At 41.4% G+C, this 25,211-nt stretch carries 20 protein-coding genes; 12 read left to right on the top strand and 8 right to left on the bottom strand.

Annotation, left to right across the window (positions count from 1 at the left end; all coding sequences use genetic code 11):
* Positions 1–17 precede the first annotated feature (17 nt).
* The 4 genes from trkA to AC0L6N_RS20170 all read left to right on the top strand — a co-directional run bounded on the left by trkA (position 18) and on the right by AC0L6N_RS20170 (position 3,440).
* Positions 18–1,397, top strand: a complete 1,380-nt coding sequence (trkA, locus tag AC0L6N_RS20185) for a Trk system potassium transporter TrkA (protein ID WP_006994880.1) — start codon at positions 18–20, stop codon at positions 1,395–1,397.
* A gap of 104 nt (positions 1,398–1,501) precedes the next feature.
* Entirely contained in the window at positions 1,502–2,038 is a 537-nt protein-coding gene (locus AC0L6N_RS20180) for a DUF2780 domain-containing protein (RefSeq protein ID WP_006994881.1), read from the top strand.
* 255 nt (positions 2,039–2,293) lie between these two features.
* Positions 2,294–2,653, top strand: coding sequence for a hypothetical protein (locus tag AC0L6N_RS20175; RefSeq protein ID WP_011572968.1), 360 nt, complete (start codon positions 2,294–2,296; stop codon positions 2,651–2,653).
* 40 nt (positions 2,654–2,693) lie between these two features.
* Positions 2,694–3,440 (top strand): complement resistance protein TraT, encoded by a 747-nt coding sequence (locus tag AC0L6N_RS20170; protein WP_006994883.1) that lies wholly within the window; start codon positions 2,694–2,696, stop codon positions 3,438–3,440.
* Between the two features lie 239 nt (positions 3,441–3,679).
* On the opposite strand, the gene AC0L6N_RS20165 is transcribed toward AC0L6N_RS20170, so the two are convergent.
* The gene (locus AC0L6N_RS20165) at positions 3,680–5,131 is read right to left on the bottom strand and encodes a TrkH family potassium uptake protein (protein ID WP_011572967.1); all 1,452 of its coding nucleotides are present in this window, start codon (positions 5,129–5,131) and stop codon (positions 3,680–3,682) included.
* Between the two features lie 809 nt (positions 5,132–5,940).
* Between AC0L6N_RS20165 and polA the strand changes: the two genes are divergently transcribed.
* Positions 5,941–8,727, top strand: a complete 2,787-nt coding sequence (gene polA, locus AC0L6N_RS20160; RefSeq protein WP_473477219.1) for a DNA polymerase I — start codon at positions 5,941–5,943, stop codon at positions 8,725–8,727.
* A gap of 347 nt (positions 8,728–9,074) precedes the next feature.
* On the opposite strand, the gene yihA is transcribed toward polA, so the two are convergent.
* Complete coding sequence (yihA, locus tag AC0L6N_RS20155) at positions 9,075–9,695, bottom strand: ribosome biogenesis GTP-binding protein YihA/YsxC (protein WP_011572965.1); 621 nt, start codon at positions 9,693–9,695, stop codon at positions 9,075–9,077.
* A gap of 208 nt (positions 9,696–9,903) precedes the next feature.
* Here yihA and AC0L6N_RS20150 point away from each other — a divergent pair, with 208 nt between their 5' ends.
* The 3 genes from AC0L6N_RS20150 to AC0L6N_RS20140 all read left to right on the top strand — a co-directional run bounded on the left by AC0L6N_RS20150 (position 9,904) and on the right by AC0L6N_RS20140 (position 11,991).
* Positions 9,904–10,527, top strand: a complete 624-nt coding sequence (locus tag AC0L6N_RS20150; protein WP_041714158.1) for a c-type cytochrome — start codon at positions 9,904–9,906, stop codon at positions 10,525–10,527.
* A 478-nt stretch (positions 10,528–11,005) separates the two neighbouring features.
* Positions 11,006–11,533, top strand: coding sequence for a Der GTPase-activating protein YihI (gene yihI, locus AC0L6N_RS20145; RefSeq protein ID WP_473477216.1), 528 nt, complete (start codon positions 11,006–11,008; stop codon positions 11,531–11,533).
* A gap of 8 nt (positions 11,534–11,541) precedes the next feature.
* A complete protein-coding gene (locus AC0L6N_RS20140; protein WP_473477214.1) occupies positions 11,542–11,991 on the top strand; it encodes a DUF2489 domain-containing protein in 450 nt (149 codons plus the stop codon).
* Between the two features lie 21 nt (positions 11,992–12,012).
* Here AC0L6N_RS20140 and AC0L6N_RS20135 read toward each other — a convergent pair whose 3' ends face one another.
* The gene (locus AC0L6N_RS20135; RefSeq protein WP_473477211.1) at positions 12,013–12,585 is read right to left on the bottom strand and encodes a DNA-3-methyladenine glycosylase I; all 573 of its coding nucleotides are present in this window, start codon (positions 12,583–12,585) and stop codon (positions 12,013–12,015) included.
* 115 nt (positions 12,586–12,700) lie between these two features.
* Here AC0L6N_RS20135 and glyQ point away from each other — a divergent pair, with 115 nt between their 5' ends.
* The 4 genes from glyQ to AC0L6N_RS20115 all read left to right on the top strand — a co-directional run bounded on the left by glyQ (position 12,701) and on the right by AC0L6N_RS20115 (position 17,846).
* The gene (glyQ, locus tag AC0L6N_RS20130) at positions 12,701–13,606 is read left to right on the top strand and encodes a glycine--tRNA ligase subunit alpha (protein WP_008305116.1); all 906 of its coding nucleotides are present in this window, start codon (positions 12,701–12,703) and stop codon (positions 13,604–13,606) included.
* A gap of 3 nt (positions 13,607–13,609) precedes the next feature.
* The gene (gene glyS / locus AC0L6N_RS20125; protein WP_473477208.1) at positions 13,610–15,688 is read left to right on the top strand and encodes a glycine--tRNA ligase subunit beta; all 2,079 of its coding nucleotides are present in this window, start codon (positions 13,610–13,612) and stop codon (positions 15,686–15,688) included.
* A 36-nt stretch (positions 15,689–15,724) separates the two neighbouring features.
* Positions 15,725–16,165, top strand: coding sequence for an early set domain-containing protein (locus AC0L6N_RS20120; RefSeq protein WP_011572959.1), 441 nt, complete (start codon positions 15,725–15,727; stop codon positions 16,163–16,165).
* A 73-nt stretch (positions 16,166–16,238) separates the two neighbouring features.
* Positions 16,239–17,846, top strand: coding sequence for a diguanylate cyclase domain-containing protein (locus AC0L6N_RS20115; RefSeq protein WP_473477205.1), 1,608 nt, complete (start codon positions 16,239–16,241; stop codon positions 17,844–17,846).
* Between the two features lie 114 nt (positions 17,847–17,960).
* On the opposite strand, the gene AC0L6N_RS20110 is transcribed toward AC0L6N_RS20115, so the two are convergent.
* The 5 genes from AC0L6N_RS20110 to dnaA all read right to left on the bottom strand — a co-directional run bounded on the left by AC0L6N_RS20110 (position 17,961) and on the right by dnaA (position 24,861).
* Positions 17,961–18,659: an aspartate/glutamate racemase family protein gene (locus AC0L6N_RS20110; RefSeq protein WP_473477202.1), complete on the bottom strand. Its 699-nt coding sequence runs from the start codon at positions 18,657–18,659 to the stop codon at positions 17,961–17,963.
* Between the two features lie 114 nt (positions 18,660–18,773).
* Positions 18,774–21,194 carry a DNA topoisomerase (ATP-hydrolyzing) subunit B gene (gyrB, locus tag AC0L6N_RS20105; protein ID WP_011572956.1) on the bottom strand — a complete coding sequence of 807 codons (2,421 nt, stop codon included), beginning with the start codon at positions 21,192–21,194 and terminating at the stop codon, positions 18,774–18,776.
* Between the two features lie 4 nt (positions 21,195–21,198).
* A complete protein-coding gene (gene recF, locus AC0L6N_RS20100; protein ID WP_473477199.1) occupies positions 21,199–22,290 on the bottom strand; it encodes a DNA replication/repair protein RecF in 1,092 nt (363 codons plus the stop codon).
* 22 nt (positions 22,291–22,312) lie between these two features.
* A complete protein-coding gene (gene dnaN / locus AC0L6N_RS20095) occupies positions 22,313–23,416 on the bottom strand; it encodes a DNA polymerase III subunit beta (protein WP_473477196.1) in 1,104 nt (367 codons plus the stop codon).
* A gap of 20 nt (positions 23,417–23,436) precedes the next feature.
* Positions 23,437–24,861: a chromosomal replication initiator protein DnaA gene (dnaA, locus tag AC0L6N_RS20090; RefSeq protein ID WP_011572953.1), complete on the bottom strand. Its 1,425-nt coding sequence runs from the start codon at positions 24,859–24,861 to the stop codon at positions 23,437–23,439.
* Positions 24,862–25,211 lie beyond the last annotated feature (350 nt).

The following is a 25,211-nucleotide window of genomic DNA, read 5'->3' as shown; positions in this document are numbered from 1 at the left end:
GTTAGAATGAATCTACAATGAAAATAATAATTATTGGTGCGGGCCAGGTCGGCGCAACCCTCGCTGAAAACCTCGTGGGTGAAATGAACGAAATCACTGTTATAGATTCTCATCAAGACACCCTTAGACAGTTGCAAGACCGATTAGATTTACGTGTTATTAATGGCGTTGGCTCGCACCCTGATGTGTTAAAAAAGGCCGGTGCTGAAGATGCTGATATGCTCATCGCTGTAACGAGCAGCGATGAAAGCAACATGATGGCCTGTCAGGTAGCTTATAGTTTATTTAAAACCCCTACCAAAATCGCCCGTGTTCGTTCAGAGCAATACATTATTTATCAAGAGCAACTCTTTAAGCATCAGGATGTCCCTGTAGATCACTTAATTGCTCCCGAGCAATTAGTTACTAAGGCGATTAAACGCTTAATTGACTATCCCGGTGCGTTGCAAGTAGTTGAGTTCGCTGACGGCAAAGCCAGCCTAGTGGCGGTAAAAGCCTATTACGGGGGCCTACTAGTTGGTCATGCCCTGTCAACGTTAAAGCAGCACATGCCGAACGTGGAGACTCGTGTAGCTGCAATATATCGACGTGGCCGCCCTATCCGCCCACTTGGCACGACGGTGATAGAAGCAGACGACGAGGTTTTCTTCATCGCAGCGACTAAGCATATTCGTGCTGTCATGAGTGAACTACAAAAATTAGAGTCTAGTTATAAACGCATTATGATCGCTGGCGGCGGTCTGATTGGCGCTGGTTTGGCTAAATTGCTGGAACATAATCACAACGTAAAGTTAATCGAATACAGTCAAGAACGGGCTAAATACCTATCTGCTCACTTAGACAAAACCATCGTATTTTGCGGTGATGCCTCTGATCATGAATTGCTCACTGAAGAAAACGTTGAACAAGTAGATGCCTTTATCGCTGTGACTAATGACGATGAAGCAAATATCATGTCTGCCATGCTCGCTAAACGCTTAGGTGCACAGAAGGCCATGGTATTAATTCAGCGCAGTGCTTATGTAGATTTAGTGCAAGGAGGGGAAATAGACATCGCCTTCTCGCCTCAACAAGCCACCATCTCAGCTCTACTGACCCATATACGCCGCGGGGATATTGTCAATGTTTACTCACTTAGACGTGGTGCTGCAGAAGCAATTGAAGCGATAGCGCATGGCGATCAAAACACGTCTAAAGTGGTGGGGCGTGAAATTCGCGACATCAAATTACCGCCAGGCACGACAATTGGCGCCATAGTCAGAGCTGACGAAGTAATTATTGCCCACAGTAATACGAAAATTGAAGCTAACGATCACGTGATCTTATTTTTGGTCGACAAAAAGTTTATTAGCCATGTTGAGAAACTGTTTCAACCCAGTGCTTTCTTCTTTGGGTAAGCAAGCACATAAACTTAACTCCCTTAGCCTAAAGACTAGATTGGCGAATGGACTGAAGTAACCTAAAATCCGGCTCACCACTTTGGTTAATTAAAGGAATGATAATGAAAAAACTAAGTATCGTACTTACAGTCGCAGCACTCAGTATTCAGCCACAGGCACACGCAGAAGGCTGGTTAGATTCAATTAAAAGCATGCTAGGTATGGAAACACAGCAAGAAGCTGCCACGCCTTCTATCTCTGGCATGGTCTCCTCTGTAACTGATTCTCTTGGCGTTACACAAACTCAAGCCTCTGGCGGTTTAGGCGCAATATTTAATTATGCCAAAGAAAATATCTCTTCAGATCAATACGGCCAACTGACCGATGCTCTACCTGGCGTAAGCGGTTTATTGGAATCAGTACCTGATATTAGCAATATGACGAGTGAAGGCGGTTTAGGAGGCATTTTAGATAAAGCTGCAAGCTATAATGAATCACTAAAAGCTATTAATGATGTGAAAAAACAATTTGAAGCATTGGGCTTGAAACCTGAAATGATTACGCAATTTGTTAGCAAAGCTCAGGCTTACTTGGATACCCCAGAAGGCCAGCAAGCTAAGCAATTGCTGACTCAAGGTTTAGGTAAATTACTCGGTTAAGTCCTAAAGTGAATATGCCAACGCTTATATGGCAGACAAAATGAATAATTAAAAAGCCACTTCGTGGCTTTTTTCATTTCAGATAGCTTCGTTTAGATTCAAAAATTTACCGTTAATCAAGACTTTCAGCGAAAAAGCTAAAAATTCACACAAATGCACTTTGCATTACGTGAGTTTAGCGTTAAGGTTTTTAGACGCTGCTCAGGAAGAGGTCGTGTCAGCTCGATTGCCATGATGAATTTATGGAGGAATATTATGCTAAATATCAATTCATCTCTTAGAAAATCCCCCACTTTACCGCAAGTGCTTTTAAGCCTTTGCTGTATGTTGCTATCGCTTTTTACTTTCGCACAGGAAGAAACAGAAGAAGAAGCGCTAGCAAGAATGCAAGCACAACTCAATGGTGAGGTAATGTCACGCCCATTTTTGGCTGAACGCCCAAAAGAAGTAGATAACTATATTGAGAGTATGCTTAAAAAGAACGTTAAGCCACCAGAATACCAAGGCACTTATTGGCGCCGAGGATATACATGCCGTGACTTGTTACGTTACAACTGGACGCAGTACCGAAACTGTCGTTACTACCATAGGTACCATGGTCGGTACTACTACTAAAACCACAATTTAATCAATAACATAAGTAAAGGTAATTACTATGAAAAATTATGTTCGTTCCGCCAAAATCGCATTCGTCGGACTCGCTATTTTAGCTTTAACAAGTTGCGCTGCGGTTCACACATCAATAGCCAAAAAGGACTTAGATGTTCAAACTAAACTCAGCACTTCAATCTTTGTTGATGCCGTTCCACCTGAAAAACGCAAAGTGTATTTAGAAGTACGCTCTGCCGTGATGGAATTTGACCGAAATGCATTTAGACAAGCGCTTAACGAACAAATTTCTGGTAGTGGTAATGGCTACTCTTTTGTGGATAGCCCAGATAAGGCCCAGTACACCATGAGCGTTTTTGTGCGCAATCTTGAGAAAGCATCACCTAGCGCCGCTGAAAACTATCTTTCTAGTGGTTTTCAAGGTGTAGCAGCTGGTTCAGCTATTGGCTACGCCACCGGGGGGAGCTACCGAGGTGCTGCAGCAGCGGGTCTAATTGGTGGTTTAGCATCAACGGCAGCAAACGCGTTCGTTAAAGACGTTACCTATTTACTTGTTGCTGATATTCAAATTCGTGAGCGCGCTAAGAAAGGAGTCATCGTACGTCGTGACTCTAAGGTCAACAGCAAAATCTCTGATGACGGCGCTACAACGCAAACCTATTCTGAAGCGACAAATCAAAAAGAATATCGTACACGTGTTGTGACTACCGCTAATAAAGCGAATCTTGAACTAGAAGAAGCACAGCCTCTTATGTTCGAAAAAACGGCTTACGCTATGGCATCTTTCTTCTAAATTAAAACGAAATATGGCAGCGTGAAGCTGCCCTTTTTAGCATTCAACGGCTACTCGACTTAACGGCGAGTAGCCTTTTTTATGCATGGGGTACAAGTAAGCGCTTTATTTCCCATTCCAATACTGAGAACGTAGTACAAAACACGCTAGGGCTTTGCCTTTGGACAAATTTTAAAAGGACTGACTCTGTGTAGCTAAAACTTGAAAGTGCACATGTTAGTTATCTATTGGAGTAAAGATTAACTGCGCCAAAAAGTTGGCGAGAACAGTACAAGAAGCGAAAACACCTCTAACCGCCCAAATAGCATGGCTAAAATAAGTAGCCATTTTCCTGTATCAGACACATCAGCAAATGAACCGGACACAGTGCCTAAACCAGGGCCTAAGTTATTCAAGGTTGCAGCGGTCGCAGTAAAAGCGGATACATCATCCATCCCGGTAGCAATAAGACAGACCATAATGATAACGAAAATCATCGCATATGCAGAAAAGAATCCCCATACCGCTTCTACTACCCTATCGGGCAAGGCTCTATCTCCTAGCTTTACGGTATAAACGGCCTTGGGATGAATCAAGCGGTCGACTTCTCGTTTACCTTGTAAGAAAAGTAGCAATACGCGTACAACCTTTAGGCCGCCTCCAGTTGAACCTGCACACCCACCTATGAAGCTAGAAAAAATTAACATAATTGGTAAAAAAGCCGGCCAATGTGAGAAGTCGGTAGTGGCGAAACCTGCGGTAGTACTGAATGAAACAGATTGAATCAATGCTTGGTCAAAGGCGATCCCTGCACCATCAAACCAACTGAATTTCATTAGTACGAAAAAATACACAGCGACCAGTACAAACTGAATTAAAAAGAACGCACGTAGCTCAGGATCATAAAAATAACCCATTAACGTTCTGCCACTGGCAGCAGCATAATGCAGGGCGAAATTTAGCGCTGCTATCCACAGAAATATAACGCAGACGATGTTAATCCAAGGACTATCAAAATAACCAATACTTGCGTCATAATTTGAGAAGCCACCTATCGCCACGGTTGAAAATGCATGACAAAGGGCGTCAAACCAATTCATACCAGCAAACCAATAGGCCACACCACAACAAATTGTTAACGTTAGATAGATGTACCACAAGTGCTTGGCAGTATCTGCGATGCGAGGTGTCATTTTTGAATCTTTCACTGGCCCGGGCGTTTCAGCTCGGTACAGTTGCATCCCACCGACGCCAAGAATAGGAAGAATAGCAACTGCCAGTACGATGATCCCCATCCCACCTAACCATTGGAGTTGTTGTCTGTAAAACTGCACCGCTTTAGGTAAATAGTCGATCCCTTGGATCACCGTCGCCCCAGTCGTCGTTAGACCTGAAAACGCCTCAAAAAACGCGTCAGAAACCGACATTTCAGGTTGTTCCAGTAGAAGCAACGGTAACGCACCGAAACTTGCTAGAACGGTCCAAAAAAGTACAACTATTAAAAATCCTTCCTTAGCGCGCAAATCTCTGCGATGAAGCCGGTTTGGATACCAAAACATCAGGCCTGTGCCTAAGCACAGCAGAAAGGCAAGGAAAAACGGAAGTCCACTGCCATCTTTAAAGTACAATGAAATGATGGCAGGTGGGATCATAGTCACACTAAACAACGCAACAAGTAGGCCTAAGATCCGAATTATCGTTCGGTATTGCATCGCTTAACTTTTACCAACTAAAATACGCACGCCAGTGCGCTTAAAAAATACCAGCATTAGTAGTCTTTCTTAATCTTTTTATTTACCAAGGGATATGAGGTGATTGTCCGCCCCAATAAATTCAAAAGCAATACACAAAGCCGAATAATAGTACAAACAGCCTTTTATGAGCATTAGCAAAGACTTAGGCAACACAGGTATTTCTGAACTGATATGGAGAATACAGGGCAACTACTTATTCTATGTATTGACTTAAACACTCCTCTATAAGATTAGGGCTCTACAAGTCCGCAGCAGGAAAACCAACAATTTAGTAACAAATTTTCCCAGTCCACATAAACAAAGAGACCGAAATAACTTTGTTGTAGGTTATCAGCTAAGTGTACGGACCATAATGTTAATAAATTGTAATCAAACAAACCGCTATCCCTTACTATTCCTGCCTTATACTTATCGACATCAAAACTGTATTATTTTCAGACAAAAATAGTTTAACATTTAACCTTTCCTCTCCATTAAATTACGTGTAAAGTCTTCATCCCCTTTGGATAGCACCGAATATTTATTAATAATGTTATCCACATCGGTAAATTCTCTTAAGTAGTTACATTTTGCCTGAAGTAATTAATTTCACCCCAATAAATTCAAGGGCTGTGGATCGTTAACTTGATCCCTAACGATCCGTTTACTCTTCATCGAAAAATTTATTCAACAGAGTTATCCACAAATTGATCGGATCTCTGCATGGATGAATAGTGCTGTGTGTGGCATCCTTTACGCGTTTACATAATTCCTGAGAAAAATACCATATGAGCAATACTGATCCTGCTACTACGCCCGTCATTCCCAATAACCCGTTTATATTAGTCGACGGATCATCTTATTTATTTCGTGCTTTTCACGGCATGCCCCCCTTGACTAATTCTAAAGGTCAAGATACCGGCGCGATCTACGGCGTGATTAATATGTTGCGTAGCTTGATCAAGCAGTTTACCCCTACGCATATGGCAGTTGTATTTGATGCTAAAGGTAAAACATTTAGGGATGATATTTATAAGGAATATAAGGCTAATCGTCCCTCCATGCCTGAAGAACTGCGCAGCCAAATTGAACCTTTGCATAAGATCATTAGGGCGATGGGCCTACCTATTATTGTGGAGTCAGGTGTTGAAGCTGATGACGTGATCGGCACATTAGCTGATCAAGCCAGCAAACTGGGGATCCCTACGCTTATTAGTACGGGTGATAAAGACATGGCGCAGTTGGTTAATGAGCACGTAACCCTGATTAATACGATGAACAATCATGTGATGGATCCACAAGGCGTGGTCGAGAAATTTGGCATTCCTCCAGAATTAGTTATCGATTTTCTCGCTCTCAAAGGCGACAAAGTAGACAATATTCCTGGCGTACCTGGTGTAGGCGATAAAAGTGCATTGGGCCTACTCCAAGGTATTGGCAGCATCAATGACATATACCAAAACCTTGATAAAATTGCCTCGTTAGATTTTCGTGGGGCCAAGAAAATGGCAGACAAGATGCGCGAATATGAAGAGCAAGCGCGCTTGTCTTATACATTGGCGACAATCAAGTTAGATGTGGAAATGGATTGTAACCCCACGAGCCTATCACCCATCGCGGCTGACTATAGTGTATTGAAGGAACTATTCGCAGAACTTGAATTTAAACGTTGGCTTAAAGATGCAACTGATGCTTTGAATAATGGAGCTGAAACAGAACAAGCAATGTCAGCCAGTGACGAGCCCTCCCCTAAATCAGAGGTTCAAGTCACTTACCAAACAATACTCACGCAAGACGCACTTGAAAAATGGTTCGCTAAGTTACAACAGGCTGACCTATTTGCTTTTGATACAGAAACCACAAGTTTGAATTATATGCAGGCTGAATTGGTCGGTATGTCATTTTGTATTGAAGAGGGCGACGCGGCTTACCTTCCTTTAGCACATGATTATGTAGATGCCCCACAGCAGCTAGATCGCAGTGCAGTTTTAGCCTTGTTCAAACCTTTACTAGAAGACAAAAGCAAAGCCAAAGTTGGACAACATTTAAAATACGACAAAAACGTACTCGCGAACTATGACATTAATCTGCAAGGTATTGCTTACGACACCATGCTTGAGTCATATGTGCTAAACAGTGTCGCAACACGCCATGATATGGACAGCTTAGCGCAGTACTACTTAGGTTTATCAACAGTTCATTTTGAGGATATTGCCGGCAAAGGGGCGAAACAGCTGACCTTTAATCAGATTCCATTAGATCAGGCTGCGCATTATGCAGCCGAAGATGCCGATATCACCTTGAGATTGCACAACCATATTTGGCAAAAGCTACATCAAACGCCCGAGCTAGCGTCGGTCCTGATCGAAATAGAAGTACCTTTAGCGACCGTGCTGGCTAAAATGGAGCAGTTTGGCGTATTAATTGATAGTCAAAAACTCAGTCAACAAAGTCAAGATCTTGCTACGAGGATCATGCAGCTAGAGCGCGAAGTTCACGAATTAGCAGGTGAAGAGTTCAACTTGGGTTCAACGAAGCAATTGCAAGAAATTCTGTTTAATAAACTAAGTCTTCCGGTGTTGAAGAAAACGCCTAAAGGCGCCCCCTCTACTTCTGAGGAAGTTTTACAGGAGTTAGCACTTACATACCCGCTACCTAAATTATTAATGGAATTTAGAGTGTTAAGTAAGTTGAAGAACACCTATACAGATAAGCTTCCTAAGATGATAAACCCGCGTAGTGGCCGTGTGCATACTTCATATCATCAAGCCATCACTGCTACGGGGCGCCTGTCTTCTACCGAACCCAATTTGCAGAATATTCCAATTAGAACGGAACAAGGACGCAGAGTAAGGCAAGCGTTTATTGCTCGTCCTGGGTACAAAATAGTTGCTGCGGATTACTCCCAAATAGAACTTAGAATTATGGCGCACCTTTCCCAAGATGAAGGGTTATTGAAGGCCTTTTCTCAAGGTAAAGATATACATACTGCCACAGCGGCAGAAGTGTTTAACGTTTCGCTAACGGAAGTGACCACAGAACAGAGACGCAACGCCAAGGCTATTAATTTTGGGTTGATTTACGGAATGTCAGCTTTCGGCCTGTCGAAGCAACTCAATGTATCTCGCCATGATGCCCAGCATTATATGGATCTTTACTTTGAACGTTATCCTGGCGTGCTTAAGTACATGGAAGACTCCCGTATTGTCGCGAAAGAAAACGGTTATGTGTCAACTGTATTTGGTCGTCGCCTCTACCTACCTGATATTAATGCGAGTAATGGGTTGCGCCGAAAAGGCGCAGAAAGAGCCGCGATTAACGCCCCAATGCAAGGCACAGCTGCCGACATTATTAAAAAAGCTATGTTGAAAGTGGATGCCTGGATTGACACGTTACCAAGCGATCAAACGCGTATGATAATGCAAGTTCACGATGAGCTTATTTTTGAAATAAAAGAACAAAACGTAGAAAATGATAAAAATACTATCGTTGACCTTATGGAAAAAGCAGTTTCATTAGACGTACCGCTTATTGTCGAAGCAGGAGTTGGCGAAAATTGGGACCAAGCTCATTAGTCAGTACCCCAGAAACACAAAAAATAAGCGCTTTATGTAATTTAATTACATAAAGCGGTTGGCATTTTAATGAACTTTGCTAATATCTGTGATGTAGGGTACAGAGGTATGTATTTTCAGACCTTTGCTTCGACCCCAGCAATTTGCTGGGGTTTTTTTATGGGCGCATGAAAATCCGCCTCATGTACAGCGCACACATCTCTGAAAATCTGACTATTTTCACTCCGCTAAGATAAAACTGAATTAAATCGTAAAACATTGAACTTATGTCAACAATTGCGCTCTTATTATCGTGTGTGTTCTAGATGTGAAAAACCTTGTCAATTGACAAGGTTTTTTTTTGGTCTTTATTCTTGCTCTAGCTCTTCATCTTGAGCATATCCAAACCACTTATCTAGCACTCGTTCACAGTTATCTAAGCCTAATCCGTTTAATGACGAAAACAGATGGATCGTCACATCACCGCAAAAAGCAAGAGAGGCTTCTCTCGCCATCAGCAGCTGTGCTTTACGCTTACCTGATTTGAGTTTATCCGCTTTAGTAAGTAAACCTAGCACTGGCAAATCTGCTGCGACAGCCCATTGAATTAACTCTTGGTCTAAATCTTTGAAAGGGTGACGAATGTCCATTAATACAACAAGTCCTTTTAGGCTTTCGCGTTTTTGTAGGTATTCCCCTAAAGATTTCTGCCACTTCAGTTTGATGGCCATTGGTACTTTTGCATAACCGTAACCCGGCAAATCAATTAAGCGTCGATCTTCGTCTAAATCGAAAACGTTAATTAATTGCGTGCGTCCCGGCGTTTTACTGGTGCGGGCTAAGCTCTTTTGCCGTGTCAAACGATTAAGCGCACTAGACTTACCCGCATTTGAACGTCCAGCAAAAGCGACTTCAATCCCTTGGTCTGCACTTAAGTGGCTAATATCTGGCGCGCTTAAATTAAACTTGGCTTGACTATAATGACTCACACTTGCTCCTAGTAATAAAACGATTTTTGATCATTACCTTTATTGATAAGCTCATTATATCAGGTAAATACGAATCGAAAGTGGTTGTTATGTCGTATAATATTGCGCTAATCCTGTGGAATATATTTTACTGACGCTGTAAATGTGTAAAATACGCAGTTACTATTCTGATAATGGTCAATTAATCAGCAGCTTAATGAGAAAGAATATGAAAATGATGGGTTTGTTAGTTAGCGTTTTTTTAGGTTTATCTGCTAGTGCAATGGCAGCCGGTGATGTTGAAGCAGGTAAAACGAAGTCTGCTTCTTGTGGTGCTTGTCATGGTGCTGACGGAAACAGCATGATTGATATGAACCCCAAATTAGCCGGTCAACATGCTGGTTATCTTGTTAAACAGTTAAAAGAATTTAAACTTGCTTCACAAACAGGTGGTGAAGAAGGACGCAATAATGCCGTGATGAATGGCATGGCTGGTGTGCTGTCTGAGCAGGACATGTTAGATATTGCCGCTTATTTTGAAAGCCAAACACCTTCTGAAGGCGAAACGCCTGAAGATGCGATTGCCGCAGGCAGTAAACTGTATCGCGGTGGTGATTTAGATCGTGGTATTACTGCATGCACAGCATGTCATGGTCCTAGAGGTAATGGTACCAGCTTATCAGGGTTCCCTGATATTAGTGGACAACACACAACGTACCTCAAAGCCCAATTAGAAGCTTTTAGATCAGGTCAACGTGCTAACTCACATAACGGCATGATGGAGGACATAGCGAAACGCTTAACCGACCAAGATATTGACGTGTTGTCTAAATATATTTCAGGCCTTTATTAGGTAATCAAAAACGACCCTTCTGGGTCGTTTTTTTGTATTGAAGACATAAAATACAAAAGTAATAACAGAATACTATGTAAATGAGTTGTAAAATATTGGTTATCATGTATTCTCTGTTCCCAGAAAAACAACATGGACTGCAAACGAACGTTTGCTCACGGAAGATAATTAGCAAGCAGTGCTAAAACTTAGTGCCTTTGGTGAAAAGGCAAGGACGATAATAATAAAGTGTCAGGAAGACCTAAAACTATATTCTGTTTTCGTTAAAATAAATAAAAAGTGAAAACATGAAGGACCACCATTCACTGTTCAGGAAGAACAAATGTCGGGATTCGTGTCGCAAGACACATCTATGATACGAAGGGCGATAGCTAGGCTATCGCCCTTTTTCTTATCTAAATTTCGCTCCATCGATACCGAGCCATATTTAACCAGTCTAATTTAAGGTAAAATCCGCACAAATATTGTGGAGGTTAAAATGCCTAGAAAAAAGAAGTCACGCAAAATCGGTCAAATCGGTACCCCGTTAGCACCTAAAGCTAATCGTAAACCAGCGCCGGCAAGCCCAAAACGTAATAAAAAAACCTTAGGTAAGCCCTCTGGAACCCGTAACAACCCTGAGCAAACAAGCTCACAAAGCAAACCAAGCAAAGTGCAAAAGGACCCAAGGGTTGGCAGCAAGAAGCCGATACCCTTAATTGTTGATGACAAGCCTAAAGCCAAAACTACCAAACCTAAGTTCTTCTCACCTGCTCAAGAGTTAGAAAGCATTGAACAGAACGAACGTTTCGGTATGCTGCTAGAAAAACTCGATTCTGATACGGCGTTAAGCCGCGAAGAGCGAGCATTTGTCAATAAATTAACGGCTCGACATCAAGAGCTGTGTGATTTACTGGGCATATCCAATGATGATGACAGTACGGCCAATGCAGGCAACAGCGAAAACTCAACTGACGATGATCTTTATGATCAATTTGAATCTATTGATATAAACAAATTCAAGTAAGTTCTTATATGAGTTCTATCACTATTTTACTGCTCCTTGTTGCCTTCGTTATTATTGCGTCATTAGCATTCTATGCTGGCAAGTTATTGTTTATGCTCAACAAGCAAAACAAAAAAATGGCTCGAACGAAACAACAACGAGTAGAGCGGCTTATGGAAAGTATCCATACCATTTCCATGGCTGTTGAGCAGCAACAATGCAATCTATCAGAGGGAAGCATTCGCTTATATCATTTGCATGAGAGCTTACCCATTGACGATAAACCAGATTACGAGACCCGCTACCCTGGTTTGTACGCGCTATATGTGAAAGTGAGTGACTTACCTACGCATGAAGCAAGAGATAAGCTTTCTGCGCTTGAGCGTAAAACTCAGGATATTGCTCGCGAAGCATTAGAAAGCGAATTAGAAAGCCAGATCTTGGAAGACGTAGCCAAGTTAAGAGCGTTTACACCTTAAACGCTCTTAACCGTTTTCTTTTTATCTCTTTTCATTAACTGAGTAACAAAAGCAGTCTTGGGTGTGGTCATTAACCAACCCAACGGCTTGCATAAAGGCGTAACAAATAGTGCTTCCCACGAATGAGAAGCCGCGCTTTTTCAAGGCCTTGGCCATCGCATCAGATTCGTTAGAGGTATTAGGTACCTGACTTTTCTCAGCCCAAGCGTTTATGATCGGTTCATTTGCGACAAAAGACCAAATGAATTCTGAAAAGTCAGTGCCTTCACGTTCTATCTCAAGAAACCCCTTAGCATTCTTAATAATTGAATTTATCTTAAGTCTGTTTCTAACGATCCCTTTATCTTGCATTAAGCGCTCAACATCATCTTCTGTCATTTCACTGATGCGTTGCGGGTCAAATTGATGAAAGGCTTGATAATAGTTTTGCTGTTTTTTTAGAATAGTTATCCAGCTTAAACCAGCTTGTTGGCCGTCTAGGCATAATTTAGCGAAAAGCTCATATTTGTTTCTTACTGGGCGACCCCAAACTTTGTCGTGATATTCTTGATATATGGGATCCTGTGAAACCCATGCACAGCGTATATGTTGCATTTTTCGGCCTTTAAACGCTCAATAGCGTATTAATATGGTTATTTAACCTACATTCATCGATGCGCAGCAGGTATACTATCCGGCGTTTTTTCGGATTATTTTGTGGCAGCAATTAATGAATAAGTTTGATAGTAAAACCTTCCAAGGACTGATCTTATCACTCCAAGACTACTGGGCAAGACAAGGGTGCGTAATCATTCAACCTCTCGATATGGAAGTTGGCGCAGGTACTTTCCATCCCATGACATTTTTACGCTCTATTGGTCCAGAACCGATTAGCAGTGCTTATGTTCAACCATGTCGTCGACCCACAGATGGCCGATATGGTGAGAACCCAAACAGATTACAGCATTACTACCAATTTCAGGTCATGTTGAAACCATCACCCAGTAATATTCAAGAACTCTATTTGGGCTCATTAAAAGAGCTAGGCTTCGATCCGTTAGTGCATGATATTCGCTTTGTGGAAGATAACTGGGAATCCCCCACCCTGGGTGCTTGGGGTCTTGGCTGGGAAGTTTGGCTAAATGGTATGGAAGTCACTCAATTTACTTATTTCCAACAGGTTGGAGGGATTGAATGTTCGCCTGTTACCGGCGAAATCACCTACGGTTTAGAGCGTCTTGCTATGTACATTCAAGGTGTAGACAGTATTTATGATCTCGTTTGGACTGACGGCCCTATGGGCAAAGTCACCTATGGTGATGTTTTCCATCAAAACGAAGTTGAGCAGTCTACTTATAATTTTGAGTATGCTGACGTAGATGCGTTGTTCGGTATGTTTGATCACTGCGAAAAAGAAAGTCAGAAGATGATTGAAGCTGGATTACCTCTACCTGCATACGAGCAGGTAATGAAGGCGTCTCACGCGTTTAACCTGTTAGATGCCCGCCACGCCATCTCAGTAACAGAGCGTCAACGTTACATACTGCGTGTTCGTACGCTATCAAAAGCCTGTGCAGAGGCTTATTATCAAGCACGAGAAAAGCTTGGATTTCCAATGTGTAAGAAGGAGGCTTAATTCATGCGTTACGAAAATCTATTGGTTGAAATTGGCACCGAAGAATTACCGCCTAAAGCACTGAGTAAATTAGCTCAGGCCTTCGCTGATAACTTGCAAGGCGCGCTGGACACAGCTGAACTCAAGTATACCTCGATTAAATGGTTTGCCTCCCCTCGCCGCTTAGCTGTCAATGTCATTGGACTGGCTGAGCAACAAGAAGACAAGTCGATCGAAAAGAAAGGTCCTGCCGTGTCAGTGGCATTCGATGAATCAGGCCAGGCAACGAAAGCCGCTCAAGGTTGGGCTCGTTCTAATGGCATTACCGTCGAGCAAGCGGAACGGTTAACTACCGACAAAGGCGAGTGGCTTTTGTTCAAAGGCGAAGCAAAAGGCGAGCAAGTCTCTTCGTTGTTGCCAGCCATGATTGATGGAGCCCTTAAAAAACTGCCAATCCCTAAAGCGATGCGCTGGGGAAGCAGTTCCATTCAGTTTATTCGGCCTGTTCATACAGTTACTATGCTCTTTGGGGCGGATGTTATTGAAGGCAATATTTTAGGTATTGATTCAGACCGTATTATTAATGGTCATCGCTTTCATGGCGAAAAGCAATTTAGTCTATCTCACGCCGATGAGTACCTTGCACAGCTTGAAGCGCACTACGTATTAGCCGATTTTTCAGCTCGTAAAGATAAAATACGTCACCAAGTTAATGCGGCAGCACAAAAAGAAGATGCTGTTGCTGATATGAATGAAGACCTGCTGGACGAAGTTACAGCGCTGGTTGAATGGCCCGTCGCATTGACCGCGAGTTTCGACGATTCCTTCTTAGAAGTTCCAAAAGAAGCCCTTATCTATACGATGAAGGATGATCAAAAGTACTTCCCGCTTATCGACCAAAACGGCCAGCTAAAGTCTCGATTCGTGTTTGTGACAAATATTGAAAGCAAAGACCCAATGCAGATTATTAGTGGCAACGAGAAAGTGATTCGACCTCGTTTGGCTGATGCGGAGTTCTTCTTTAATACCGATAAAAAGACCACGCTTGAATCACGTTTAGAAAGCCTGAAGACAGTGTTGTTTCAGAAACAGTTAGGCACTTTATACGAAAAGTCACAACGCATATCTGAGCTCGCAGGCATCATCGCGAACATGCTTAGTAGTGACGTCTCTCAGGCCTCACGCGCCGGTTTACTATCAAAAACAGATCTTATGACCAATATGGTCATGGAGTTCCCTGATGTTCAGGGTGTGATGGGTATGCATTACGCTAAACATGATGGCGAACACGATAAAGTCGCATTGGCACTGAATGAACAATACATGCCTCGCTTCGCTGGTGACCAATTGCCCACGTCGAACATCAGTTGTGCAGTAGCAATAGCAGATAAAATTGATACGCTGGTAGGTATATTTGGTATTGGCCAGGTCCCTAAAGGCGATAAAGACCCTTTCGCGCTCAGACGTGCGGCCATTGGTGTTTTGCGAATTAGCGTAGAAATGAAACTACCACTGGACCTCACTGCCTTAGTGCAAGCATCAATAAACTCGTTCGGCACTAAGTTAACTCATGTTGAAGACTTAGAGTCTCAAGTAATTGATTTTATCTTGGGACGCTTCAGAGCTTGGTACCAAGATCAAAATATTGATATCGATGTGATTCAAGCTGTAGCAGCTCGCCGCCCTACTAAACCCGCTGATTTCGCAGCACGAATAGAAGCAGTATCTGCTTTTAAGAGTCTAGCCTCCGGGTTAGCACTTGCTTCCGCGAATAAACGGGTAGCAAATATTCTCGCTAAGAATAAGGTGACTGATACTAATAATATCAATCCGAGCTTGTTTGAAAATGAGCATGAATCAGCGTTAGCAGAAGCATTGAGTGACATAGAAGAAACAGTCAATGCTTTCGTCTTGGATGCTAATTACCAAGGGGTATTTACAGAATTAGCCACACTACACGACAAAGTGGATGCGTTTTTCGATAATGTAATGGTCATGGCAGAAGATGAGAACGTAAGAAACAATCGCCTCGCCTTATTGTCAAAGTTGAGAACGCTGTTCTTACTCGTTGCCGATATTTCCATTTTGAATCAACAACAGTAAGGTAGTAGGATAAATTATGGTTTCAGGTACTCATCTATGAGCAAACTCAAGCAGCTATACAGCCTGATGGCGATTTGCCTACTTTCTGGTTGTGCTAGCTATACAGTAGAACCCTACAAAGATGTTCAGCAACTCCCTGAATTGTATTTGAGAGGGGTGTTTACTTGGTGGGAAGCAGATCCGCAATATATACTTAAAAAACAAGGTGGTAGCACTTATGCTACCACTATTGAGCTTATAGCTGATGGCCAGCCCTATGACTTTAAATTCGCAGATAAGGATTGGACGCCAGGCTCTAGCTGCGGTTACAAAAGCCAGTATCGAGATCAAAATATTTCATTAGGTGAAGCAGTCAATGCAGATTGTAATACCACGGACGAAAATTTTAAGTTTGTTCCTAAGGAAACTGGGCGCTATGAGTTTTCAATAGACTTTACAAATATAGATAAACCCATCGTAATGGTATCTAAGTTATAGACTGACCTTTTGATAGAATTTTCCCTATTTTTCAACATGTTATATTGATTGTAATAAATGGTGGTTCTGTAAATTGATAAATATTAGCGGCAAAATTTATATTAAAGTAGCGCTTTCCATCGCTATTGGCGCTATAGGTACGTCGTTAATTACATCGGTGCTACTTTATTTTAGTGCTGTTAGCAGCGAACAAAGCAAAGCTGAGGCCCTTATCGAGCAAATAGGGGCCACTATCCGTAGCACCGCATCTATCGCTTTGTATGTTCAAGACGAAGAGCTTGGGCAAGAGATAGTGCAAGGCCTAGTTATTAATGACTTGATAGCTGGTGCACAACTAACAGATTCCCTTAGTCTAAAGGTAAGTTTCGGTGACCTAGCCGATACCGACGGTTTAATTCACACTAACGTTCAGCATCCTTTTATTCCAGAGCAATCCATTGGGCAGTTGCTAATTCACCCAAACCGTCATTACATCCAAAGTATTGCAAGACAAAAAGCCACCAATGACGCTTTACTATTGCTACTTTATTCAGCTATCGTCGCACTTTTCGTTTCTATTTTAGTACATAAACTACTTACCCAACCTATTCAGAACCTTACCGCGAGTTTTCTTAAGATTGACCCGAGAAATACGCAAACGATGCGTACGTTGATCCATCACGATAACGATGAAATCGGACAATTAGTTCAAGGTATTAATGATCTAATGGGTGAATTGAAAGTCACTCTTGAAAACGAAACTGATTTACGTAAAAAAACTCAGGCGTTAGAAAGTAAGTTTAGACTTATATTTGAACAAGCCAGTGCTGGTATTTGCTTAATTAATAGCAACAACTTAGTTACAGCTGCTAATCCTGCGTTCTATCACATTCAACCCAACACTTCGGAAAGTACCCCTTTCATTGATCTTTTCGAAAACTCAAACCAATTAGAAAGTTTACTGATCAGAATGCGTAATGAAGAATCGGTAAATCACTTATCAATCGACCTTAAATGTAAGTCTCACAATGGCGCTGTGAATAAATGGGTTCATTGTCTGTTTTCACGGATCACTAGTCAGCGAGTTCAACAGCGCGATATTGATTCTAGTAATCATGGACCTATTATTGAAGTCATCATGTATGACGTTACCTCTCGGGCTGAGAAAGAGCTCAAAACCCGTTTTGAAGCTGATCATGACGCGTTAACTCACCTTAAGAATCGCCGCGCAGGTGAATTTGAAATCGATAATCTACTGCAAACCGTTAATTTACTTGATTTAAGTTTGGTCATTTTTATGATTGATTTAGACAAATTTAAGCCTGTTAACGACATCTATGGTCATGACGCCGGCGACAGAGTTTTAATTGAAGTGAGTAAACGTTTACAGTCGGTTTTTAATGGCAAAAACGAACTTTGTAGCCGCTGGGGTGGCGATGAGTTTGTAGCAGCTTACGTGGTAAACAGTGTCAATGTTGAAGAAATAAGGGCGTTAGCCCAATCGACACTGAGTAGTCTAAGTCACCCTATTGAAATTTCTGATGAAATAAGTTGTGAAATTGGTGGCAGTATTGGTGTTGTTATCGCTCCACAACATGCCAATAACATTAAAGAGTTACTCGCCTGTGCTGATATGACTATGTATAAAGTCAAAGAAAATGGCCGCGGTCATTTTAAGATCTATGATCCCAGTTGGAAATAAACTCGTTTTGATCATTTTTGTAAGATAAATATTTATTCTACTTACGCCACAAGCTCTCTATATCTTCCTTTAATATTTTTCATTTAACGAATGATTTTACACTTCTTGATATAACTACTCCTTCGTCAGCGCTAAATCGACTGCTGCTAATGCGTGAATTTTAGTTGTGTCATATAGCGCAACATGTGTATGCGACTGATTTACCAACATCGGTATTTCAGTACATCCCAAAACAACACCTTCGCATCCTTTCGCGTAGAGTTTATCAATAATTCTTAAATAGCCTTGTCTCGACTTATCATTGATAACGCCTTTACATAATTCATCATAAATTACGTTATGAATAAATGCTCTATCGTCATCATCAGGAACAATCACATCAATGCCAAATTTAGTTGCTAAGCGTGATTTATAGAAATCTTGTTCCATTGTGAATGCTGTGCCTAATAAACCCACTCGCTTAAACCTATCTGTTTTAAGCACCTGACCCGTAGCATCAGCAATATGTAAAATTGGAAGGCTTGTCGCAGCAGCAATCTCAGGCTCTACTTTGTGCATGGTATTGGTACAAATAATAATAAAGTCGGCTCCAGCGTGTTCCAGACTCAACGCGTCTGCACTAAGAATATCGGCCAAATTGCACCACTCAGCGGCTGTCTGTAATAGTTCTATGTCGTTGAAGTCTACGCTATTTAACACTATCCTCGCGCTATGTAGGCCGCCTAGGCGACGATTTAATTCTCGATTGATTAACTCATAATATTGAGCCGTTGATTCCCAACTCATTCCCCCTAACATGCCAATTTTCTTCATAATATTTATCCCTCGCTTTATTGAACCACTGCAGCTTATATTATTTCGAGCATAAAAAAACCCGCAAGTGGTAGCGGGCTTTTTATCGATGTATCACTTTATGAAAGAGTAAACCTACACATCTAGGTTCGCTACTCTTAGTGCATTTTCTTCAATGAACGCTCGTCTTGGCTCTACGTGGTCCCCCATAAGCGTTGTAAACAGTTGGTCAGCAGCTATCGCATCTTCCACTTTCACTTGAAGCATACGGCGAGATGCAGGATCCATAGTCGTTTCCCAAAGCTGGCCGGGGTTCATCTCACCCAATCCTTTATAGCGTTGAATATACTGACCTTTCTTAGATTCTGCCATCAGCCAGTCTAAGCCTTCGGCAAATGATGAAATTGCTTTTACTTTATCATTTCGCTTAACATAACCACCTTCTTCAATCAGCCCATTAATAGACTCATTCAATTCGCGAAGACGTGTATATTCAATTGATTCAATAAACTCTTGATCTATTTTATACTCAGTATCGATTCCGTGTAGACGAATAATCAACGCAATATAGTAGTTCTTACGCTCGTTGTTCAGTCTAACTTCGTAACGATACGTAGCGCCATCAACTTCATTTCTTGTTAAGCTTTCAGTATAGCTCTTAGCAACAACTTCCAAGCTTGCTTCGTCTTGTAAGTCTTGTAATGTAATAATCTTGCTATAAATTAGACTGGTTAGAATCACCTCAGGCATAACACGACTAACGCGTTTTATCATCTTCATACCGTTTTGATATTGGCTAACAAGCTTTTCTAAAGACGCACCGCTCAAGCCAGGTGCTTCTTCGTTGACGTGAATTGAAGCATTGTCTAAAGCAATAGCTGTTAAATATTTAGTGAGTGAATCATCATCTTTCAGGTACTGTTCCTGTTTGCCTTTCTTTGTTTTATACAAAGGAGGCTGCGCGATGTAAATATAGCCACGTTCAATAATTTCTGGCATTTGACGATAAAAGAAGGTCAATAACAATGTACGAATATGTGAACCATCAACATCAGCATCGGTCATGATTATAATGCGATGATAGCGTAGCTTCTCTGGGTCATATTCGTCACGCCCAATACCGCAGCCCAATGCAGTGATAAGCGTTGCCACTTCTTGAGACGATAACATTTTGTCAAAACGTGCTTTTTCGACGTTAAGGATTTTACCTTTAAGAGGTAAGATTGCTTGGTTCTTTCTGTTTCTGCCCTGCTTGGCTGAACCGCCAGCAGAGTCCCCTTCCACTATATATAATTCAGATAGAGATGGGTCTTTCTCTTGGCAATCTGCTAACTTCCCTGGCAAACCAGCGAGGTCCAGCGCACCTTTTCTGCGTGTCATATCACGTGCTTTTCGCGCCGCTTCTCTGGCGCGTGCTGCATCGATAATTTTACCAATAATAATTTTGCTCGCAGATGGGTTTTCTAATAGGAATTCATTTAGCTTTTCGCCCATCACCGTTTCAACGGCGGGACGCACTTCAGACGATACTAGTTTATCTTTCGTTTGTGACGAGAATTTTGGATCAGGTACTTTAACTGAAACGACCGCAGTTAATCCTTCTCTAGCATCATCACCGCTAGCGCTGGTTTTGTTCTTCTTGTTATGCCCTTCCTTCTCCATGAAGGTATTAAGCGTTCTCGTTAGCGCACCACGGAACCCAGCTAAGTGACTCCCACCATCGCGCTGAGGAATATTATTAGTGAAACAAAATACATTTTCTTGGAATGAATCATTCCATTGCAGCGCAACTTCTACTGAAATACCATCATCACGCTGGCTATTAAAATGGAACACTTGTTGGTGAACAGGTGTTTTGTTCTGATTCAAATATTCTACGAATGCTCGAATACCACCTTCATACATGAAGTGATCTTTCTTACCATCACGTTCATCTTCTAATATGATGCTAACACCTGAATTTAGGAAGGATAATTCACGTAGACGTTTAGCCAAAATATCGTAGTGAAACTCTATCCCCGTAAATGTCTCTTCGCTTGGCCAAAATCTTATACTTGTGCCGGTAGTATCGGACTCACCAATAACTTCTAGAGGCTTTTGAGGTACACCATGTTGATACTCTTGCTCGTGTACTTCACCAGCACGGCGTATCATTATTTGAAGTTTACGAGATAGTGCGTTTACGACTGATACACCAACACCGTGTAGTCCACCTGAAACCTTATAGGAGTTATCATCAAACTTACCACCGGCATGAAGAACGGTCATAATAACTTCGGCTGCGGAAACGCCCTCTTCTTCATGAATTTCAGTTGGTATGCCGCGTCCATCATCTTTAACTGACACGGAACCATCAGTATGAATTTTCACATTGATGTTAGTACAGTGACCGGCAAGTGCTTCATCAATAGAGTTATCTACAACCTCAAATACCATGTGATGTAAGCCTGTACCATCGTCAGTATCACCGATATACATACCAGGACGTTTACGTACGGCATCCAGTCCTTTTAATACTTTAATACTCGACGAATCGTACTTATTCTCTTCTGCCATTTGATTAACTCTCCTCTCTCACCTGGCCATGTTCCACGTGAAACATTTTTTTATTTTGGTATTTATCTATAAATTCTAGTTGATGCTCTTCTATCGCCGTAACGAAAAGTTGAGTATTTGATTCAAGAAGTCTATCAATAAACGCTTCTCGTTTTGCTGCGTCTAATTCCGCACCAACATCATCTAATAAGAAAATACAGGTCTTTTGTGTGTAGGACATTAAACACTGTGTGGTCGCTAACTGTAAAGCAGCTACAAGCATCCTCAGTTGCCCTCGAGACAACACCTCATGTGCAGGTTTGCCACTTATTTTAAATCTGACGTCAGCCTTATGTGGACCAACGCTAATGTAACCATTTTTATAATCACGGTCCGCCGACTTCGTTAAGGCTTCATTTAATTCGAGACCTTTTTCCCATCCCCTATAATACGAGATTTCGACACAAAACTCAGGTAAAAATTGCGCAAGATTGGAAGTAATTAACGGGATAAGCCGCGTCATCATCGCGTTTCGAAACTCTGTTAGCTCCGAGCCATATTGTGCAAGTAAATCCGTCCAATATACTCTTTGCGGACTCGCATACCCTACTTGTTGTTTGCGACATAGCGCATTGTTATGTTTAAGCAATCTCGAGTAAGCATTTGAGCAAGTAAGGAAACTATGTTCCACGTGAAACAAACACCAATCTATGTATTTCCGCCGGAGTTTTGGGGCCCCTAATAAAATATCGGAACTTTGAGGAGTAAATATTTGAACGGGTAAGAGACTAACTAAATCCGAAACCTTATTACCTTTTATGCCGTTAATACTGACGCTAACGGTGTCGTTGATGCTGCGAGATAAGCCTAATCGTTGAGTCGTACTATCTTCTAGACACTCGCAAAAAACAGTAAAAGATTCTTGCTCGTTTTGAATGACATTTTTATGTTTCGAGGTACGGAAGGAGCGGCCAAACCCAAGGTAGTGTATGGCCTCCAAAATTGAAGACTTACCACTACCATTGATTCCCAAGATGAAATTTACACCATGACTAGGTTTAAATGTAACATGCTGCAGATTACGCAAGTTGCGGATCTGGACTGAGTCCAGCTTCATAATAAATTCAACAAGAAGAGGACTACAGCCTCATTGGCATTATAACGTAAAGTGCAGAGTCATCGGACCCATCTTCAATTAGTGCACTACTATTTGAATCCGCAAGGGTAAATTTCACTTCTTCCGCATTCAGTGCATTGAGCACATCAATTAGGTAGGCAACATTGAACCCTATCTCTAAATCACCACCTTGGTAATCTACATCTACAATCTCTACCGCTTCTTCTTGTTCTGGATTATTAGCAGTAATTTTTACTTCACCAGATGATAAATTTAAGCGCACACCTTTGAACTTTTCATTTGAAAGGATCGATGCACGAGAAAAAGCATTTTTAAGGCCAAGCTTACTAGCAATGATATTCTTGTCACCGTCTTTTGGTAAAACTCGGCGATAATCAGGAAAACGTCCATCAACCAATTTACTGGTAAAAATAAAGTCATTAGAAAAAATACGTATATGGTTTGAACCCACCTGTACCTTTAATGATTTGTCACTGTCTTCAATAAGCCTAGTAATCTCCATAACCCCTTTACGAGGGATAATTACTTGACGATTAGGCAATGTAGCATCAGTGTAATTTAAGCGGCATAGAGCCAGCCTGTGGCCGTCTGTGGCAACTGTGCGAATAACATTGTCTTCAGTTTCCAAAGACATCCCATTAAGATAATAACGCACATCTTGTTGAGCCATTGAGAAATGAACACTGTCAATCAAGCGCTTGAGGTTTGCCTGAGAAATTTCAAATTCAAGTTCCCCTTGCCAATCCTCAAGATTCGGATAATCGTTCGCAGAGAGGGTAGATAAACTATATTTGCTACGACCACATCGTAGGATAGCTTTGTTGCCATCTACATGAAAACTAATCTCGCTACCTTCAGTCAAACCACGAATGATATCTAACAGTTTCTTGGCCGGTACTGTGATTTCACCTTCTTCAAAATCGCCCGTCAAAGTCACATTTGAAATTAGTTCAACTTCCAAATCGGTGCCTGTTAGCCACAAAGCACTATCGCTTACTTTGACCAATACATTGGATAGAATAGGTAATGTGTGTCTGCGTTCTACAGCGCCAGAAACTAATTGGAGCGGTTGTAGAAAATTTTCCCTGCTTATACTGAATTTCATCTAAATTCTCGTAACTTTTTTTATGAAGATAAGGTGCGAATTAAATTTTGATAGTCTTCTTTTATATCATGACTCTCTTCTCTAAGCTGCACAATTTTCCTACATGCATGCAACACAGTTGTGTGGTCCCTACCGCCAAAAGCATCGCCTATTTCTGGCAAGCTGTGGTTGGTTAACTCTTTCGACAAAGCCATGGCCATTTGCCTTGGCCGAGCCACACTTCTACTTCTGCGCTTAGATAAAATATCCGCCATCTTGATTTTGTAATACTCAGCCACCGTTTTTTGAATATTATCTATCGTGACGAGTTTTTCTTGTAACGCTAACAAATCACGTAACGCTTCACGAACAAAATCAATAGTGATAGGTCGGCCGGTAAAATTAGCATTAGCGATGACTCGGTTAAGCGCCCCTTCAAGCTCTCTCACATTAGATCGAAGTCGTTTAGCAATAAAGAAAGCCACCTCATCTGGCAACACAATTTTATTCTCTAACGCCTTACGCATTAAAATGGCAACTCGAGTTTCCAATTCTGGGGGTTCAATAGCAATTGTGAGTCCCCAACCGAACCGAGATTTAAGCCTGTCCTCTACCCCATCAATTTCTTTAGGGTAACGGTCAGAAGTCAGGATGATTTGCTGATTACCCTCTAACAAAGCATTGAAGGTATGAAAAAACTCTTCTTGTGACCGCTCTTTATTAGCAAAGAATTGAATATCATCGATCAGTAATGCGTCAACCGAACGGTAATAACGTTTGAACTCTTCAATCGCGTTGTTCTGCAACGCTTTAACCATATCTTGAACAAATCGCTCGGAGTGCATATAAACGACAGTTGCGTCTTTTTTGTTATCAATAATTCCATTACCGACGGCGTGTAATAAATGTGTTTTACCTAAACCGGTGCCACCATAAATAAATAATGGATTATATGCCTTACCTGGATTATCAGAAACTTGCTTAGAAGCGGCTCTTGCTAACTGGTTTGATTTACCTTCTACGAAGTTATCAAACTTGTAATTAAAATTGATATTGCTTTTATGAGACGCCGCAATTTTAACGTTAGGCGGGCTATTATCTGCCTGGACATTAACGTTACTTCGAGCGGCTTGATGCTTTTGTAAAGATTTAATGCTGTTTTCTACTGCTGAGGATTGATGAATGGCAGGAGCAGGATTTTGCGAATAACTTTGTTGTACGCTGGCAGCAGATTTTACCTCTATTCTAAGTTGAGGTACCGCATCATTGGCACAAAACTCAGCGAATAATGCTTCAATCTGAGCTATGTATTTATCACGTACCCAATCTAAAACGAATCGATTAGGAGCAAAAAGAGTCACTGCAGCAGCCTCTTCATTCGCTACCAAAGGTCTTATCCACATACTAAATTGCTGGGTCGGCAAATCTTGCTGAAGCCTTTCAAGACAACGATTCCATAAAGACATTAAAAAACTACTCCGAACCAACAAAATAAAGGGGAAAAAACAAGTCGAATAAGACAACAGAAGAATATCGAAAAAATAAAAACTGAGTTTAAGCGATTAATTATTCAGCATTCTTTGCAAAACAGGCGTTAATTATCACTCTAAACTGTGCATAAGTAAAATAACCTTTTCAGCATCGCTTAAATATTCTTTAAAAAAACAATAAGATTTTGTTTTATATATATATTATTATTTCAGGCTCGCATTGAAAAAGTCAGAACAGTTAAATATATAATCAAAAATCGAGCCAGGAAACACTCCCAAACTCAAATAATAATAATAACTGTGGATAAAATAGCTACGCATAGACG

The organism is Paraglaciecola sp. G1-13 (assembly GCF_055809255.1).
The sequence above is the reverse complement of the archived record's forward strand: the minus strand, read 5'-3'. Positions and strand labels throughout refer to the sequence as shown.